At 71.0% G+C, this 16,106-nt stretch carries 13 protein-coding genes and 1 pseudogene; 2 read left to right on the top strand and 12 right to left on the bottom strand.

Going from position 1 to position 16,106, the window contains the following annotated elements; translation table 11 throughout:
- Positions 1-31 precede the first annotated feature (31 nt).
- From IE140_RS30655 to IE140_RS30640, 4 genes are all read right to left on the bottom strand, one after another.
- On the bottom strand, positions 32-1,300 hold the full coding sequence (locus IE140_RS30655; RefSeq protein WP_150195117.1) for a S8 family serine peptidase: 1,269 nt from the start codon (positions 1,298-1,300) through the stop codon (positions 32-34).
- Positions 1,297-4,608 (bottom strand): right-handed parallel beta-helix repeat-containing protein, encoded by a 3,312-nt coding sequence (locus IE140_RS30650; protein WP_150195119.1) that lies wholly within the window; start codon positions 4,606-4,608, stop codon positions 1,297-1,299. The genes IE140_RS30655 and IE140_RS30650 overlap by 4 nt, the downstream gene beginning before the upstream one ends.
- Positions 4,609-4,715: 107 nt before the next feature.
- A complete protein-coding gene (locus IE140_RS30645; protein WP_150195121.1) occupies positions 4,716-5,900 on the bottom strand; it encodes a ricin-type beta-trefoil lectin domain protein in 1,185 nt (394 codons plus the stop codon).
- A complete protein-coding gene (locus tag IE140_RS30640) occupies positions 5,897-6,544 on the bottom strand; it encodes a type VII secretion system-associated protein (RefSeq protein ID WP_373296206.1) in 648 nt (215 codons plus the stop codon). Before IE140_RS30640 ends, IE140_RS30645 begins: the two co-directional genes overlap by 4 nt.
- A gap of 227 nt (positions 6,545-6,771) precedes the next feature.
- Here IE140_RS30640 and IE140_RS30635 point away from each other — a divergent pair, with 227 nt between their 5' ends.
- On the top strand, positions 6,772-7,812 hold the full coding sequence (locus tag IE140_RS30635) for a mannose-binding protein (RefSeq protein ID WP_189460889.1): 1,041 nt from the start codon (positions 6,772-6,774) through the stop codon (positions 7,810-7,812).
- 467 nt (positions 7,813-8,279) lie between these two features.
- On the opposite strand, the gene IE140_RS30630 is transcribed toward IE140_RS30635, so the two are convergent.
- The 8 genes and pseudogenes from IE140_RS30630 to IE140_RS30600 all read right to left on the bottom strand — a co-directional run bounded on the left by IE140_RS30630 (position 8,280) and on the right by IE140_RS30600 (position 13,742).
- On the bottom strand, positions 8,280-8,933 hold the full coding sequence (locus IE140_RS30630) for an HAD family hydrolase (protein ID WP_150198711.1): 654 nt from the start codon (positions 8,931-8,933) through the stop codon (positions 8,280-8,282).
- Between the two features lie 72 nt (positions 8,934-9,005).
- Positions 9,006-9,305, bottom strand: coding sequence for a hypothetical protein (locus IE140_RS30625; protein ID WP_225681414.1), 300 nt, complete (start codon positions 9,303-9,305; stop codon positions 9,006-9,008).
- A 431-nt stretch (positions 9,306-9,736) separates the two neighbouring features.
- Positions 9,737-9,949 (bottom strand): annotated as a pseudogene (locus IE140_RS36280) (hypothetical protein); the annotation flags it as partial.
- 690 nt (positions 9,950-10,639) lie between these two features.
- Entirely contained in the window at positions 10,640-11,272 is a 633-nt protein-coding gene (locus tag IE140_RS30620) for a DUF6875 domain-containing protein (protein ID WP_093443316.1), read from the bottom strand.
- Positions 11,269-11,832 carry a hypothetical protein gene (locus IE140_RS30615; protein WP_150198175.1) on the bottom strand — a complete coding sequence of 188 codons (564 nt, stop codon included), beginning with the start codon at positions 11,830-11,832 and terminating at the stop codon, positions 11,269-11,271. The genes IE140_RS30620 and IE140_RS30615 overlap by 4 nt, the downstream gene beginning before the upstream one ends.
- Positions 11,833-11,841: 9 nt before the next feature.
- Positions 11,842-12,042, bottom strand: coding sequence for an MbtH family protein (locus IE140_RS30610; RefSeq protein WP_150198177.1), 201 nt, complete (start codon positions 12,040-12,042; stop codon positions 11,842-11,844).
- Between the two features lie 63 nt (positions 12,043-12,105).
- On the bottom strand, positions 12,106-12,342 hold the full coding sequence (locus IE140_RS30605) for a hypothetical protein (RefSeq protein WP_093443310.1): 237 nt from the start codon (positions 12,340-12,342) through the stop codon (positions 12,106-12,108).
- Positions 12,339-13,742, bottom strand: a complete 1,404-nt coding sequence (locus IE140_RS30600; protein ID WP_150198179.1) for a class I adenylate-forming enzyme family protein — start codon at positions 13,740-13,742, stop codon at positions 12,339-12,341. The genes IE140_RS30605 and IE140_RS30600 overlap by 4 nt, the downstream gene beginning before the upstream one ends.
- Positions 13,743-14,056: 314 nt before the next feature.
- Between IE140_RS30600 and IE140_RS30595 the strand changes: the two genes are divergently transcribed.
- Positions 14,057-16,106, top strand: a 2,050-nt coding sequence (locus IE140_RS30595) for a condensation domain-containing protein (RefSeq protein WP_308438427.1), incomplete at its 3' end; no start/stop codon positions are given.

Below are 16,106 nucleotides of genomic sequence, written 5' to 3'. Positions count from 1 at the left end.
CCTCCTCCGCGCGGAGGAGGCCCTTTCGCGTTCAGCCCCGGTCCGGGGTGCCCGCCCCCGCCGGTCGCCAGCCCCGGGCGCGGGCCCGGGTGAGGGCGAAACCGGCCCAGAGGAGGGAGAGGACGCCCGCCGAGCCGAGGAGGACGAAGAGGACGGCCCGGCCGGTGGCGCGGTCGGTGTCGGAGGTGTCGCGTACGACCACGGGTTCGGCGGCCCGCTCCGCACCGCCGACCGGCGCGCCCGCGTCGCCGAGGACCGTCGTGACGGCGGCGTAGGCGTCCAGCTGGGGAATGTCGGCCGGGTACGCGGTGGCGGTCAGCCGACGGGTCACCGCGTCGGCCGACGCCTCGGGGTGGGTGGCGCGGACAGCGGCTGCGGCCCCGGCCGCGTACGCGGTGGCCACCGCGACCCCGCCGCCGAGGTAGTGCCCCTTGCCGCGCGGCCCGCCGGAGACCACTCCGGCGCCCGGGGCGGCCAGATCGATGCCCTCGGTGGGGAGGGCGGCGTCCGGCCGGGCCCCGGCGGGCAGCATGTCGGCGACCGCGAGGACGCCGGCCTCACCGGCGGGCCAGTAGGTACGCGAGGGGATCTCGTCGGCCGAGCCGCGCGACGGCGGCTCCGGGGTGGCCGACGCGACCACCACCGCCCCCGCCTTGCGGGCCTCGGCGACGGCCCGGGTGAGCGCGGTGTCCTTACGGGGAAGGGCCACCGCGACCGCGATGACGTCGGCCTCGGCCGTGGTGGCGGCCCGTACCGCCGCCGTGACGAGTGCGGGGTCCGGCTGCCCGCGCCGGTCGGTGCCGCGCAGGGCGAGGACCTTCGCGCCCGGGGCAGCCCCGGCGAGGCGCGGGGTGGGGCCGCCGGTCCCGGCGATCAGCCCGGCCAGGAACGTCCCCTGTCCGACGCAGTCGTCGGCGGCCTGCCCCTGGGCGGTGACGCGGCCGTCGAGCCCTTCGGCCCCGGGGTCGACGCCGGTGGAGATCAGCGCGACAGTCACCCCCGACCCGGTGGTGTGCCGGTGCAGCCGGTCCAGGTCGAGGCGCTGGCGCGACCAGTCCTGCTTCTTCGCCTGCTCCTTGGATGCGGGGGTGCAGGCGACGGCCTCGGCCCGGGGATCGAGCGCGGTGGGCATCCCGGGCAGCTCCTGGCCCTTGGCGCCGTCGGCGGCCGGTGCAACGGTGACAGGTGCCGCCTGGGCGGGTACGGCCACGGGCACCACCAGAGCGGCGGCGAGCGAGACCCCGTACAGCAGCCGGCCTGCTCGGGGCCTTCCGGTGGCCCGTCGCGCGGGCGTCCTCACTGCTGCACCGCCTTCGGGGCCGCGGCCGTGACGTCCGCCGGGAGGAGGATGCGCAGGTCGTCCAGGGTGGGTGCGGCCAGCGAACTGATGCGGCCCGCCTGGCGGGTGACCATCGACTCGACGACCTGGCGGGCCAGCCGGGCGTTGCCGAAGGACCGGTCGCGGGGTACCGCGTCGAAGTGCTCCTTGAGCAGCGGTCCGGTGCCGGGGCCGCATTCGTACCCCATGGCGGCGGCCTGGGCGCGCACGATGGTGACCAGTTCCTCGGAGGAGTAGTCGGCGAAGGCGATCCGGCGCGGGAAACGGGAGGAGAGGCCGGGGTTGGAGGCGAGGAAGCGTTCCATCTCGTCGGTGTATCCGGCGACGATGACGACGACCTCGTCGCGGTGATCCTCCATCAGTTTCAGCAGGGTGTCCACCGCCTCCTGCCCGAAGTCGGCGCCGCCGCCGCGCGGGGTGAGGGTGTAGGCCTCGTCGATGAACAGCACGCCGCCGCGGGCCTTTTCGAAGACCTCGCGGGTCAACTGGGCGGTGTGGCCTATGTAGCGGCCGACGAGGTCGGCGCGGGCGGCCTCGATCAGCTGGCCGCGCTCCAGCACGCCGAGCTGGGTGAGCACCTCGCCGTAGAGCCGGGCGACGGTGGTCTTGCCGGTGCCGGGCGGGCCGGTGAAGACCAGGTGGTTGCTGAGGGTGGGGACGGGCAGCCCGGCGGCGGCGCGGTGGCGGGCGGTGGTGATGAGATTGACCAGATCGGCGACCTCGCGCTTCACCTCGGCCAGTCCGATCATGTCGCCGAGGCGGGTGAGCGGGTCGTCGGCCGGTGCGGCGGTCTCGGCGGCCGAGGCGGCGGCGGTGGCGGAGACGTCCTCGGGGAGCAGGAGCCGCAGATCGTTCTCGCTGACCTGGGCCTGGGCGGAGAGCCGGATCGCCTGCCGGTCCACCATCTCCTCGAACACCCCGCGCGCGGCACGGCCGTTGCCGAATCCGGCGTCCCGGTCCATGGCCCCGAAGTGGGCGCCGAGCGCCTGGGCCGTACCCTCCCCCAGCTCGTACTGGTGCTGGGTGCACATGCTCTCCATGATCGCGACCAGGTCGTCCACGGAGTAGTTCTCGAACTCGACGGTCCGCGAGAAGCGGGACGCCAGGCCCGGGTTGGAGCTGAGGAAGGACTCCATCTCGCGGGAGTAGCCGGCGGCGACCACGACCACGTCGTCGCGGTGGTCCTCCATGAGCTTGAGCAGGGTGTCCACGGCCTCGCGGCCGAAGTCGGCGCCGCCGTTGCCGCTGTCGGCGGTGAGGGTGTACGCCTCGTCGATGAACAGGACCCCTCCCAGCGCTCGTTGGAAGGTCTCGGAGGTCTTGATGGCCGTGCCGCCGACGACTTGGGCGACCAGGTCGGCGCGGGAGACCTCGACGAGGTGTCCGCTGCGCAGCGAGCCCAGCTCGGCCAAGATCGCCCCGTAGAGGCGGGCGACGGTGGTCTTGCCGGTGCCGGGCGGTCCGGCGAAGATCAGGTGTCGGCTCATCGGCGGTGCGGGCATGCCGAGTTGCTCGCGGCGCTGGGCGAGCTGGGTGAGGTTGACCAGGGTACGGACCTGCTGCTTGACGTTCTCCAGGCCGATCAGCGCGTTGAGGGCGCCGAGCGGGCCGTCCGCGCGGTCCGGCGGGGGCGCGTCGGCGGCGCCGGAGCCGGCCGGGTCGGTGTTCTCGGCACTGCCGCTGCCCCAGGCGTCGCGCTTGCCGTTGCCGACGCTGTTCAGGCCGTCCACGGCGAGCCGTTCGCCGGGCGCGGTCTGCACCAGGCCGCCGCCCTCGTTCTCGCGGGCGGTGCAGTTGACGAGCGAGACGGGGGCGGTGGACTCGACCCGGAAGCCGTCCTGGGCGCCCCCGCCCGCCTCACAGCCGCTGAGCGAAGCAAGAGCGCCCTCGCGGAGGAGGAAGCCGTGTCCCTTGGGGGCGTGGACGGTGGTGCGGTTGGCGGTCAGTTCACCACCGGCGGCGACGACCACACCCTCCTCACCCGATACCTCGACGCGGAAGTCGCGGACGGTGACGTTGCCGCCGTCCTCCACGACCAGGCCGTTGGTGGCGGTGTCGGAGACCCCGCCACCGGCCAGGTAGAGGGTGGAGCCGGAGGCCACCCGGACACCGGCGCCCTTCGGGCGGACGATCTCGCAGTCCTCGACGCGGCCCCGGGCGTCCTTGGTGGCCGCGATGCCGTCACCGGCGGGCTCGACCAGCCGGGCCCGGCGCAGCAGCGGGTTGGCGCCGCCCTGAAGGGCGACTGCGGGCGAGGAGCCGATGACCTCCAGGCGGTCCAGCTCGGGCGCCGCGTCCTCCTCCAGGAGCAGCCCGGCCCCTTCGCAGTCGCGGACGGTCAGTCCGGTCAGCGCCGGCGAGGAGGCCCCGGCGACCCGCAGTGCGGCGCCCTGCGCCGCGTCCACCCAGCAGTCCTCGAAGGTGCCGCGCGCCCGGTCGGTGACGAACAGGCCGTGCCCCCGTGCGCGCGAGACACGGCAGCGGCGCAGGACGGGGTCGGTGCCCACGGCGAGGACGATCCCGTTCCCGGACGCGCCGGTGACGCGGACGTCCTCCAGGGTGGTGCGGCCCGCGCTGCTCAGATGCACGCCGGTGCTGGTGTCGTGCACCACGGTCCGGACGACGGAGACGGCGGAGTCCCCTTCCAGGGCGATGGAGGGCTTGTCGGTGGAGGAGATGTCGCAGTCCTCGACGGTGCCCCGGGTCTCGCCGTTGGCGAGCAGCCCGTTGCCCCGGGCGCCCCGCACCGTGCAGTCGCGGACCCGCGCCTCGCCCTGCTCGGCGAGGACGATGCCGCTGGTGCCGAGGTGTTCGAGCGTGCAGGACTCGACGGTGGTGGGGGCGGTGGAGGTGACCACGATGCCCGCGCCCTGCGGGTTGCTCACCCGGCAGTCCCGCAGCGCGAGGGAGCCGGTGCCGCCGGCCAGCATCGCGGTCCAGGCGGCGCCGACGATCTCGCACCCGTCGAGCGCGGCCTGCCCGCGCCGTACGTCAACGGCGGGCAGCTCGGAGTCCCCGCCGCGCAGGGTGAGTTCGGAGATCATGACGGCGTCGGCGCGCAGCGCGACGACGCTGCCCGAGCGCGGCCGGATCTCCACCGTGCCCCGCCCCTCGGCTGCGGTGAGGGTCACCCGGGTGTGGATCACCAGGTTCTCCGCGTACGTCCCGGGCCGGACGCTGATGAGCGCACCGGTGCGGGCCGCGGCGAGCGCCTCACCGATCGTGGAAAAGCGGTCCGCGGGGCCGACCGTCAGTACCTGGCGCGACACGCACCAACCTCCTTGCTACGGCGGCGTCCTGACCGGACGCCCCTCTTCGCCGGGGACAGGGTTCGGCGCTCCGGCGATCTCATCATGTCTCGCTGCCCGCGCCCGGGTCAGGTGCTCCACTTCTGGTTGTCGAGTCCCGTGCACTCCCACAGGATCAGGTAGGTCTCCGGGCCCCGGCCCTTGCTGTGGTTCGGGATGTCGACGCACTTGCCGACGACGGTGTTGACCAGGTCGTGGGCGCCGTTCAGGGTGAACTTCTGGGCGGCGGAGCCGTTGCACCAGGCGAGCTGGATGCGGGAGCCGTTGGCGAAGTTCGCGTTGGCCACGTCCAGGCACTTGTCCCTGGCCCGGATGGTGCCGTCCGAGCCGAAGCGCCACTTCTGGGCGTCGGCGCCGTTGCAGTCCCACATGAACAGCGGCTGGCCGTCGTTGAAGTTGTGACCGGGGACGTCGAGGCAGCGGCCGGAGAGGTGGCTGCGGAAGGAGACGGGCCCGCTGAACGTGACGGCGGGCTGGGCCTTGGCCGGCTGGTTCCTGCCGCCGCCGCTGCCGGTCTCGGGCTTCTCCTTGGACTGCTCCTTGGACTTCTCCTTGGACGAATCGGCCTTCTTCGGCGTGTCGTTCGGGGCGTTGTCCTCCTTCGTCCCCGCTTTGCCGCCGCCCCCCGGAGGAATGGCGGGAACGGGATTGCCGCCCTTCTCCGGCTTCGCCTCGTCCTTCCCCTCCTTCTCCCCGTCCTCGGCGGCCGCGCCGGTCTCGGGGGCGGTGACGGCGAACTCGCCCGGCGCCTCCGGTCCGCTTCCGTCGAGGACGGTCCCGGCACCGGCGGCCTTCGTCCGCTCGGGCCCGTCGTCGTTGTTCCCGGCGAGCACGAGGAAGGGCACCGACACGAGCAGCGCGCCCACGACCGCAGCCCCCGCGAGCGCGGCCTTGCCCGGCCGCCCCACGGGTCCCGCCTCCTGCTGCGGCTTCCCGATGGCGGTGGCGGTCATGGTCCGTACGAGGGCGGGGAGCCGGCTCTGGGCGGCGGGGGCGCCGGGGTCCGGATCGGTCTCGGAGTCGGAGGCGGTGGCGGCCTCGGGCGTTCCGGCCCGGGCGCCGGGGGCGTGGGCCTCGGCCTGGGAGGACTGGCGCTCGGAGGACTGGGCCTCGGAGCGCTCGCCCCGCTCGGCCTTCTCCTCCTTCTCGGCCTCCTTGGTCTTCTCCGCCTCGGCGGCCTCGGCCGGCGCGGCTTCGGTCTTCGCCTGTGCGGGAGCGGGAGCGGAGGTCTGCTGGGACGACGAACGCGTCACGGGGTTCTCCCTGTGGTGTGGGGCCAGGGTTGGGTCGGCGCGGGGCCGTCGGCCGCGGTCTCCGGGCCGGAACTCACGGCACCGGCAAGGCTGTCGGCGGGAACGAGCAGCGGAGCCGCGGCACCGGGGTTGACCGACAACAGGACGCCGGTCTCCGCCAGCGACCCGGCCAGCTCCCGGGCGGCCACGGTGTCATGGTGAAGTGCCGCGGACATGAACGCGTGGGTGGGCGAGGTGAACAGCAGCGCCACCGGCGCCCCGTCCCGCCCCGCGGCCAGGAGTGGCCCGCCGTCGGGCCCGCGTACGACGGTGACGTCCGCCTCCGCGAGTGCGGCCAGCGCCTCGTCAACCGTGCCGTATCCCGTGGCGGCCCGCTGGGCGGCCGCGTCCACCGGATCGGTGGGCTCCGGCCAGCCGAGGACCCGGGCGGAGGGACGGTAGTCGGGGTTGGCGCGGTACTCGCCCACGCTCCCGCTCTCGTCCGACTGCCACTCCCCCAGCACGGCCCACTCCGGGGGCGTCCGCGCCTGCGTCCACTGAGGATCGACGATGCCGACCCAGTGGCCGGGCGCACGGCGTGCGGCGTCCTTCACGGCTTCCGGCACGAGGGAGGCATCCACCTGAACTCTTGGCTCCGTACGAATATGTGAGTGCCGAACGGCCTCAACAGGATGTCACACGAGCCCCGTTCACGGGGTCCGGCCGCGGGCCCGTATAGGCCGTTTACCTGCCCGTTCTCTGCCCGAGTGAGGAACTTTCCGGGACATGCGCGGCGGGGGATGACAAAGCGACAGAGGCGTATCGAGGCGAGTGGCTTCTCCCGCTCGTCCGACGGGCTACGTTGGGCTCGCCCCCGAGGAGGAGTCAGCGCATGCCCCCCGAGCCCCCCGCCCCCGGCACCGAGTCCGCGGCGGCAGCCACGGAGAAGTCCGGCACCGCTTCCCCGCCGCGCGCCACGGAGGAGTCCGGCCCCGCTTCCCCACCGCGCGCCACGGAGGAGTCCGGCCCCGCCTCCCCGCCGCCCGCCGCCCCGGCCGAGCCGCAGAAGCCCCGGAGCGAGGCCGCCGCGACGGCCGGTACCGGGGAGCCCCCGACCGAGCCCGCCGCAACGACCGGTGCCGAAAAGACCCAGGTGCCGGCCACAGCCACAGAAGCGCCCGAAGGCAGCACGGAGGCCATCGCCCTGGCAGCGGCCGTCGCCACGAAGCCGGACACCAAGACCCTCACCGCTGCCGACCGGGGCCGCCCCCGCGCACCGGTCCTGGCGGGGGCGGCGTTCGTCGGCGCCGCCCTGGTCGCGATACCCGTGCTGCTGATGGGCAGCGCGAACGACGAGGAGCCCCGTAACAGCGGTACGGCACCGGTGGCCGGGAGCGCCGACACGGTCCTGAACCCCGAGTCGGCCCCGGCGGCCCTGGACGACTACGTGGCGGTGAAGCCCACGCCGTCCCCGACGGAACAGAAGAAGACCACCCCGCCGAAGGCCGCTCCCGCGCCCGTGGCCCCTTCGCCCGCGCCCCGGACGAGCGCCCCCGCCGAGAAGCCGAAGGCCTCACCGAAGCCGAAGCCCAAGGCGGCCCCGAAGCCGGACTGGGGCACCCAGACGGTCTCCGCGACCAGTTCCATCGGGGTCGGCCAGTCCTGGGCCACCAACCGCATCCGCATGACGATGCAGCAGGACGGCAACCTCGTCGTCTACAACGAGCGGAACAAGCCCATCTGGGCCGCCATGACGTTCGGCGCGAACCATCGGGCGATCTTCCAGCCCGACGGCAACCTGGTCATCCACAACGGCGACGACCGGCCCATCTGGGCTTCCAAGACCCATGACTTCGGCGGCGCCCAGATGGTCCTGAGGCCCGACGCCAAGGTGGTCATCGTGCACCAGGGCAAGGTGGTCTGGTCGACGTGAGCTCGGCGTGATCGCCTGAGGCAGGCCCCAGTGGAGCGAGGGACCATCGCCTCGCTCGGGGTCACAGCCATGCCCTCGATCCGTGACGGAAGATCGCCTACGCCACAATGTGGGCCGCCGGCGGCGACTACCAACTGGGCGTCGGGGTCCTGGACACCACCACCGGCACCACTCGGATGATGCCGGCCGGAGCCGAGGGTGCGCAGGGCATCGGCCAGACGGCCTTCACCGACGACGGTGCAACCGCGGCGACCAGGTCTACGCCTCCGCCGACGAGGGCAAGCGCGTCGTGTGGCTGGACGGCACGACCGGCTGCACGAACGTCGTGAAGCGGGACCGCCCGGCGGGCGCGTGCTGACCTGACCCGGGGGGAACGGGAGAGGCGGTCGGCCCCCGATGGGCCGACCGCCTCTCCTTCGTGGCTCTGCGGCGGCAGTGGCTGATGGCGTGGAGTGGTCAGGCGGCGGTCAGTGATGCGCGAGGAGGCCGGGCAGGCTGCGCATGTCGTCGAAGACGACGGTGCCGGGGCCTTCGAGTCGGTCCGCGGGAGTCAGTCCGCCGGCGTAGGCGAAGGCCCGCATGCCCGCGGCCCGGGCTGCCTGAAGACCGTACTGACTGTCCTCGACCACGGCGCACGCCTCGGGCGCGACCCCCATCTTCCGCGCGGCGTGGAGGAACAGATCCGGGGCCGGCTTGCCGTGCTCGACCTCGGTGGCGCTGAAGATGCGGCCTTCGAAGCGTGGGCGGAGACCGGTCATCCCCAGCGTGAGACGCATCTTGTCGTGGCTCCCGCTGGATGCCACACAGGTGGGGAGATGCGCGAGCGCGTCGAGGGCGTCGACGATGCCTTCGACGGGCGTGAGTTCGGCGGCGAGCGCATCGTCGTAGAGGGGCTTGAACTCTTCCTCCCAGTCGGCCGGCAGACGGCGCCCGAGGTGGTCCTCGATCTGCCGCGTCATCGACCGGCTCGACAGGCCCATGAACCGGTCGACGATCTCGGCTTCGGTGAGATTCCACCCCAGCTCGGCCAGGACGAGTGCGTCCACGCGCACCGCGATGCGTTCGCTGTCGACGAGTACGCCGTCGCAGTCGAATATGACGAGTTCAACGGGCTGGGCCATACCCGCAGGATAGGCGGGCCGTCCCCGTCACACGAGGACGGCGTCGGGCCGGCCCGGCAGAGAGCCGGACGGTCAGCTCCCGTCCACGTAGAGCCCGAAACCGGGGTGCTGCGGGATCAGCCAGGCTTCCGCGGCCGGGGCGAGATCGACGATCAGACGCTCCCCGACACCGGAGGCCGTGGTGGCGTCCGGAGTGAGGTAGCCGAGGCCGCGCAGCTCACGGACCGCTGTACGGAAGGCCTCGCGGCCCTCGGCAGCCAGACGCTCGTCGCGGTTGAGCGCGACCAGCTCGCTGATCGTGGGGTCCTGCCCGGGGTCGTAGCCGACGGAGAGTTCGGCCAGGATCCCGCGGGCACGCCACGTCAGACGCATGTCCCGCATCGCCCGCGCGAAGAGGACGGGGTCATGGGAGGGCGGGGCGGGAGGTAAAGGCCAACGCGGGGGACGAGTGTCGGGGGTGCTCATGTGCAGGTGGGGTCCTTCGGTGAGGCTCATGGTCCGAACGGGACTGAGCGGCGGGACGGTGTCCCGCAGCGGACGGTGTGTGGATCAACTGTCCCGGAAAACTCAACCACATCTGGCGGTCGGGGTTGTCCCGGTTCGTGTCCACCAAACTCCGCCAAGACAACCCGAGGACAGCCCCCGCCTATCGACTTCGACGATGGAAGCCCTTGGCGGAGCGCGCACCGCCTTTCAGCAAGCGCGGAACACGATCGAGGAAATAGCCCAACGCCAAGGGCTGTCCCGCAAAGATCTCGGTTTCGAGTGCGGCGCTGCCTGCCGAGCCGGCGAGGTGCTCGGCCGGTGGTGCGCGAGGCGTCCAGGGACTGGGCGAAGTCGGCGAGCGTGTGGAAGTCGTTCTCGCGCAGGCCCATCCGCGGGTTGACGTGGTGGAGGAGCCCGGGTCCTCGGTGCTGAGCGGTCACGTGGTTCTGACCCAGTTCGCCCTGCTCGTCGTCCACCCGGGCGAAGGGACGGCCGCCTGCGTGGTTCACCAGCCGTCCGGTCTTCCAGTGCGGCGCTCAAAGTCCCCGCCATAGCCGCGAGAGGCGGCCGATGCGGGGCCGGGACCGGGAAGCGGTCGAGGATTTACCAGTAGCGCGTAGTCCCACAGCTCGCGCTCTCGACCTCCTGCCGCGCAGCTCAGCGATCCGCGACCGGTGTCTCGGCCTTCCGGACGAGCGATGCAGCAACGGGGCCGGCGCGAGCGACAATGGCTCCCAGCTCCCCGACCGCCTTCACCACGGCAAGCGGAGCGTCGTCGAGGAGCTCGCCCAGCCGCCCACGCAGCAGGCCGGCGAGATCCCGGATAGCGCCGATGCCGCTGAGGCGATCTGGTCCATGTGCGCATCCCGGTCCCGCTCGGGCCCTGAGGTGTCGTAGCCGCCGGGGCCGTCGTCGCGGACCTGCTTCCAATCGACCGGGTAGGTGCCCTCACCGCGCCAACCACGTGCACCGTCCGCGCAGTGCCGTCGCCGTGGGTCGGCGCATCGTTTGCCGTCCTACACCCACCAGTCGGTCGACTTCTCGAAGTGGCCTCCTTTGCCGAGGTCGAAATGGATCGGCCCGGCTCGTTGCCGTCAGTCGGCATTCCGCAGGCGAATGCAGGCACATTCCATAGGCAATTGATGCCGGGGGGACGTCGCGCACCTCCGACCTCTCGCGGCGCGGGGGAGGCAATGTGAGCGGGCGAGACGTCCACCGCCCTACGACGCGTGGCCGAACTCCTTCTCCGCGCTGCGGTAGCAGTCCACGAGGAGCGGATCCATGGCCGCAACCTGCGCCCCGAAGTACATGCCGAACCTCTCACGATACTTCTCGAACCAGTGCCGCCGTTCGGCCAGGAAGAAGATGTCGTGCAGCGCGATGGAACGAATCGCGAGGACGGGCACCGGAGCCCTGCTCACGACGAAGCGCGGATTCCTCGCCGCCGTGACGTCGCAGTTCCGGTGGAACTGCCCGATCATGAGCCCTCGCGAGACGAAGGCGTCCTTGACCTGTTCCTGCGCCCGGTCCAGCAGCGGTGTGTCCTCGCTGCGCAGGTCGGGAAGGACGATCACCATCGCACGGAGCATGGGGTTCCTCCCCTGCCACGTGGTCAGCTCGTACTCGCGCAGACCGCTCCGCGCCACCTCCTCGACGAGTTCGGCGGTGGGTGAGAACCCGAGCAGCCGGATCCGGATCTCCATGGAGTCGTTCTTGCGGGACGGGGTGACGAACGGGCAGATGGGGCCGACTCTCCCGATCTCCGGATGGTTCATGGCGATGTAGTCGGTCAGCCAGGCGTCGACCGACGCGAGAGACGCCTCGATCCCGGGATCCGGCGGCGCCGAACTCATGGAGTGCCGTCCGGATTCTCGAGACGGGCGACGCTCACACGGGCGAGCTTGAGCGCCTCCTCCTGATCGGGGACACGCGTGTTGACGAAGGTGAGGACATCGCTCTTCCGGGCCACCACCCAGGAGGTGTCGACGCGGAAATGATCGACCGTGGAGAGCCAGCGCACCAGGAATCCGTCGTCGCCGATCTCCGCCGTCTCCAACGCGACCCGCGTGATGTCGATCTGGACCCCGTCGTTCAGTTCCATCCGGTAGGACGCGCAGTCCTGTACGGCGGTGTGGAGTTCCTCGTAGATCTTGTGGGCGGCGTCGCTCCCGAACTGCGCCACGTGGTGGAAGACCACCGAGCCCACGACGTTGGTGAAGAGCGCGGAGCCGTGCCGGAGGGTCTCGGGGTGGGTCCCGTGCGTCAGCATGTTGGTGAGATCGACGATGACCCGCCCCGACGGATCACCGGAGACGTAGGCGGGGTCGTAGGCGGCACTCGGTTCCTCGCCGAAGAACGACTCATCCAGGTCCTCCTCTCTCAGCAGCAGCAGCTCGAAAGCCTGGTCGCGCATCGTGTTCTCCTATCGGCGTACGAGACTGAGCGGGCGGATGTCGGTCCAGTTCTCCTCGATGTACGCGAGGCATGTCGCGCGGTCGGTCTCGGCGAGCGCGACCGTCCAGCCGGCCGGCACATCGGCGAACGCGGGCCACAGCGAGTGCTGCCCCTCGTCGTTGACGAGTACGAGGTAACTGCTGTCGGGGTCCTCGAAGGGATTGGTCATGGTGGCTCCCTGCGGATCGGAAGGAGTGGATGGGGAAGGGACGCGCGTAGACGAAGCGGGTCGTCAGGAGGACGAGAGGACCCCGAGCACGTAGGCATGGATGCCGTCGATCGAGGTGAGGAGACCCATGTCCTCGAACTGCGGGTCCAGGATCACGCCGTGCTTGTCCTCCAGTCCGTGCTGGAGCACGAGCAGGGTGAAAGAGTCGACCACCAGTTCGGCGTCGTCTGGGAACTCCTCGACGGAACCGATCCCCGTGCTCGCGGCCAGGATCGCCCTGATGTCGTCCTTCGAGATCATGTGTCTCCCTGTCTGCGTGACGGAGCTTCCGGTGTGCCCCGTCCGCTCAGCACGGCATGGTCGCGGACCAGCTTTCCCATGGAGCTGCGGGGCAGCCGGTCGGTGACGGTGAAGCGCCGGGGGATCTTGACCGCGCTCAGCCGCGTGCGGCACCACGCGGTGAGTTCGTCGGCGGCGAGTTCCCCTTCGGCGCCCACGAACGCCTCGATGGCCTCTGCGTGGACCACCACGGCTTCGGTGACCCGGGGGTGGTCCAGCAGCATGGCCTCCACCTCGGCCAGGTCGACCTTCAGCCCGCCGACGACAACGAGGGAGTCGGCGCGGCCGCGCATGGTCAGGACTCCGGTCGCGGGATCCTGGTCGAACCTGTCGAAGGTCCGCAGCCGCCCGCTCTCGTAGCGGTCGCCCTGGTCGCCGTACAGATACGGTGAGCGGTCCATCCGTATGTACAGTTCGCCGGCCGTGACCTCCACGTCGATGCCTGGAACCGGCGGACCGACCTGAGGGGGTACGGAGGCGCCCGAAAGATCTCCGGCGATCAGTCCGATCTCGGTAACGCCGTACACCGGACAGATCGGAAGGCCGAAGCCCACCCGGAAGTCGTCGAAGGTCTCCTGCGGCATCCGTTCTCCTCCGGAGACGGCGAGCCGTAGGTCGGGCAGCGGCGGCGCGTCCCGGACACGGGCCAGAAGCGCGTAATGGGCGGGCGTCCCGTACACGGCGGTGGCCCGCGTGCGGGCCATGAGTCGCACCACTTCGGCCGGGCGGAGAGTCGGGGGGACGACCAGTGTCGCCCCGGCGGCCAACGCGTGCAGTACGCCGCTGACCAGGCCCATGTTGTGCATGACCGAGTTCAGCAGGAGGACTCGGTCCCCCTCCCCCGGAATTGCGGGAAGCGCGGCATGCCGCTCCAGCTCCGCCAGCACGGAACCGGCCGGCCGGCCGATCACCTTGGGTCGCCCCGTCGAGCCCGAGCTGAACTGCACCAGACGGATATCGCCCTCCGCCGGTCGTCCGTCCGGCATGCGCCGCACCGCGAAGCCGGACTCCTGGCGGAATCCGGCCATCGGCCCCTCGGCACCCTCCGCGACAACTGCGTACTGGGGACGCACCCTTGCGATCAGCGGGTCGTATTCGGCCGGTTTCAGTCGGAAGTCGACCAGAATCACTTGGGCGCCCCGGGACCACAGGGCGAGCAGAACCTGGAGATACGTGAAACTCGGCTTCATCTGTAAGAGTACCGAGTTTCCATCGGAAATTCCGTGATCACCGAATAGTTCACTCAGGTCGGCGACTGTCTTACGGAGCTCTCCCCGGCTCACCGGCTCCGTGGAGATCGCCCACGTATCACTGTCCGATCCACGCGCCAGCAGATGCTCTCCCCACCAATTCTCTGCCATGTCCACTTCCTCATGAGAAAACCGCCCCATAGAGCTCGGGCATTTGATGGCCGCGAACCTAACATCGCCGGGAAGGAGCGGGCAAGCACGGCGGGACAGGCGTACCCGTCGCGGACCAAAAGCCGTGGGCGAGGGCGCAAAAAGATCTCCCGCGCAGGCAAGAGTTACGAAGAGCAACGCTTCGACCTGCGTAGATAGTGGCCCGTGTCCCGCGCGGCGGGACACGGGCACCGCCGCGGCGGGACAGGAAGGAAAGCACTTCTTGACCGCCGGGAGCACCCGCGTTAAGTTGCCGAAGGTTTTGACTGGGGCAGTTGCCCCGAACATCGGCAGACTGGGCGACCCACTTTCCCCATGGCCGGGCGGTCGCCCGATCCCCGACCCCCGGAAGCTTCCATGAAGTCTTCCGAAACTTCACTTTCACTTTCCTCTCCCTCTTCGACCCGGCTATTCGGAGGGAAATCACCGGAGGTAGGGACTTGTCGTTCAGAGCTGGTGTCGCATTTCCCCTCACGGCCGCGCAGCACGAAATATGGATCGCCGAGCAGCGCTTGCCGGAATGCGGGCGTGTATTCCGGGTAGGGGAATATCTGGAGATCCATGGAGCCCTGGACCCCGTTCTGTTCGAGCGGGCTCTGCGGCAGGTCGTGACCGAGGCCGAAGCACTGCACGTCCGATTCGCCGAGGAAGGCGGAGAGGTCGAGCAGACCCTCACGGATCCCTCCGACTGGCCCCTCGACGTGATCGACTTCGGCACCGGAGCGGATCCCGAGGATGGGGCCCGCGCATGGCTGGACGCCGCGGTGGCACGCCCCATGGACATCACCGGGGACCGGCTCTTCGAGTACGCCCTGCTGCGCCTGGGGGACGACCGCTTCTTCTGGTACCAGGGCTATCACCACATCGTGATGGACGCCTTCGGGGCCATGCTGATCACCCGTCGGGTGGCCGAGGTCTACACGTCCTTGTCCGAGGGCGGCCAGGCCGGGCCCAGCCCGTTCGGAGCCCTGGACGACCTGGTGCGATCCGACCGGACCTACCGCGCCTCGGAAGACTTCGCCCGGGACCGCGCCTACTGGACGGCCCACCTGGCCGACCGTCCGGAGCCGACCGGGATCGTGGAACGGCCGACGACCGTGCCCGGCCACTACCTCCGGCGGACCGCCCGGCTCGGGCCGGCCGAGCTGGCCGAGCTGCGCGATACCGGGCGCCGGGTCCGCGCCCCCTGGTCGCACCTGGTCATCGCGGCGACGGCTGTCCACCTCCACCGCACGACCGGCGCATCGTGCGTGGTGGTCGGCCTGCCCGTGACCGCGCGCTTGGACCAGCGACTGCGCCGGACACCGGGCATGGCCTCCAACGTCCTCCCGTTACGCCTGTCCCTGCGGCCGGATCTGACGCTCGGGGAACTCCTCCGGCAGATCGCCGAGCGGGTGATCGAACTGGGCCGGCACCAGCGGTACCGGGCCGAAGATCTGCAACGGGACCTCGGTCTGCCGGGCAACCTGGGCACGTGGTACGCCCCGGTCATCAACATCATGTCCTTCGACTACGCGCTGGAATTCGCCGGACTGCCCACCACCGCGCACAACCTCTCCTCCGGTCTGGTCGGGGACTTCACCATCGCGGTGTGGGACCGGCGTGACGGCACCGGACTGACGGTCGACCTCAACGCGCATCCGGAAATCTGCCCGGACGAGGTGCTCGCCGCCCAGCACCGGCGGCTGCTCTCCACGGTGCGGGCCGTCGCCAGGTCTGATGCGGGGCGGTCGGTGGGGCGGATCGACCTCCTCACCGACGAGGAACGCACCACCCTCCTCAACCACGCCACCACCCACACCACGCCCGACACCACCAGCAGCACCCTGCCCGAGCTCTTCGAAGCACAAGCAGCCCGCACCCCCAACGCCCCCGCCATCACCCACAACAACACCACCCTCACCTACGCCCAACTCAACACCCAGGCCAACCAACTCGCCCACCACCTCATCACCACCCACCACATCGGCCCCGAAGACACGATCGCCATCGCCCTCCCCCGCACCCCCGACCTCATCACCGCCATCATCGCCACCCTCAAAACCGGAGCCGCCTACCTCCCCCTCGACCCCCAACACCCCACCCACCGCCTCACCCACACCCTCACCACCGCCCAACCCACCCTCACCCTCACCACCACCGACACCCACCTCCCCCACCACACCACCACCCTCCACATCGACCACCCCACCACCCACCACCACCTCAACCAACAACCCACCCACAACCCCACCAACCACCACCGCACCACCCCCCTCACCCCCCACCACCCCGCCTACCTCATCCACACCTCCGGATCCACCGGACACCCCAAAGGCGTCGTCA

The sequence above is a fragment of the Streptomyces parvus genome (assembly GCF_014648875.1).
GTDB classification, from domain to species: domain Bacteria; phylum Actinomycetota; class Actinomycetes; order Streptomycetales; family Streptomycetaceae; genus Streptomyces; species Streptomyces parvus.
Note: the sequence above shows the minus strand (reverse complement) of the source record. Positions and strands in the feature narration are given on the sequence as shown.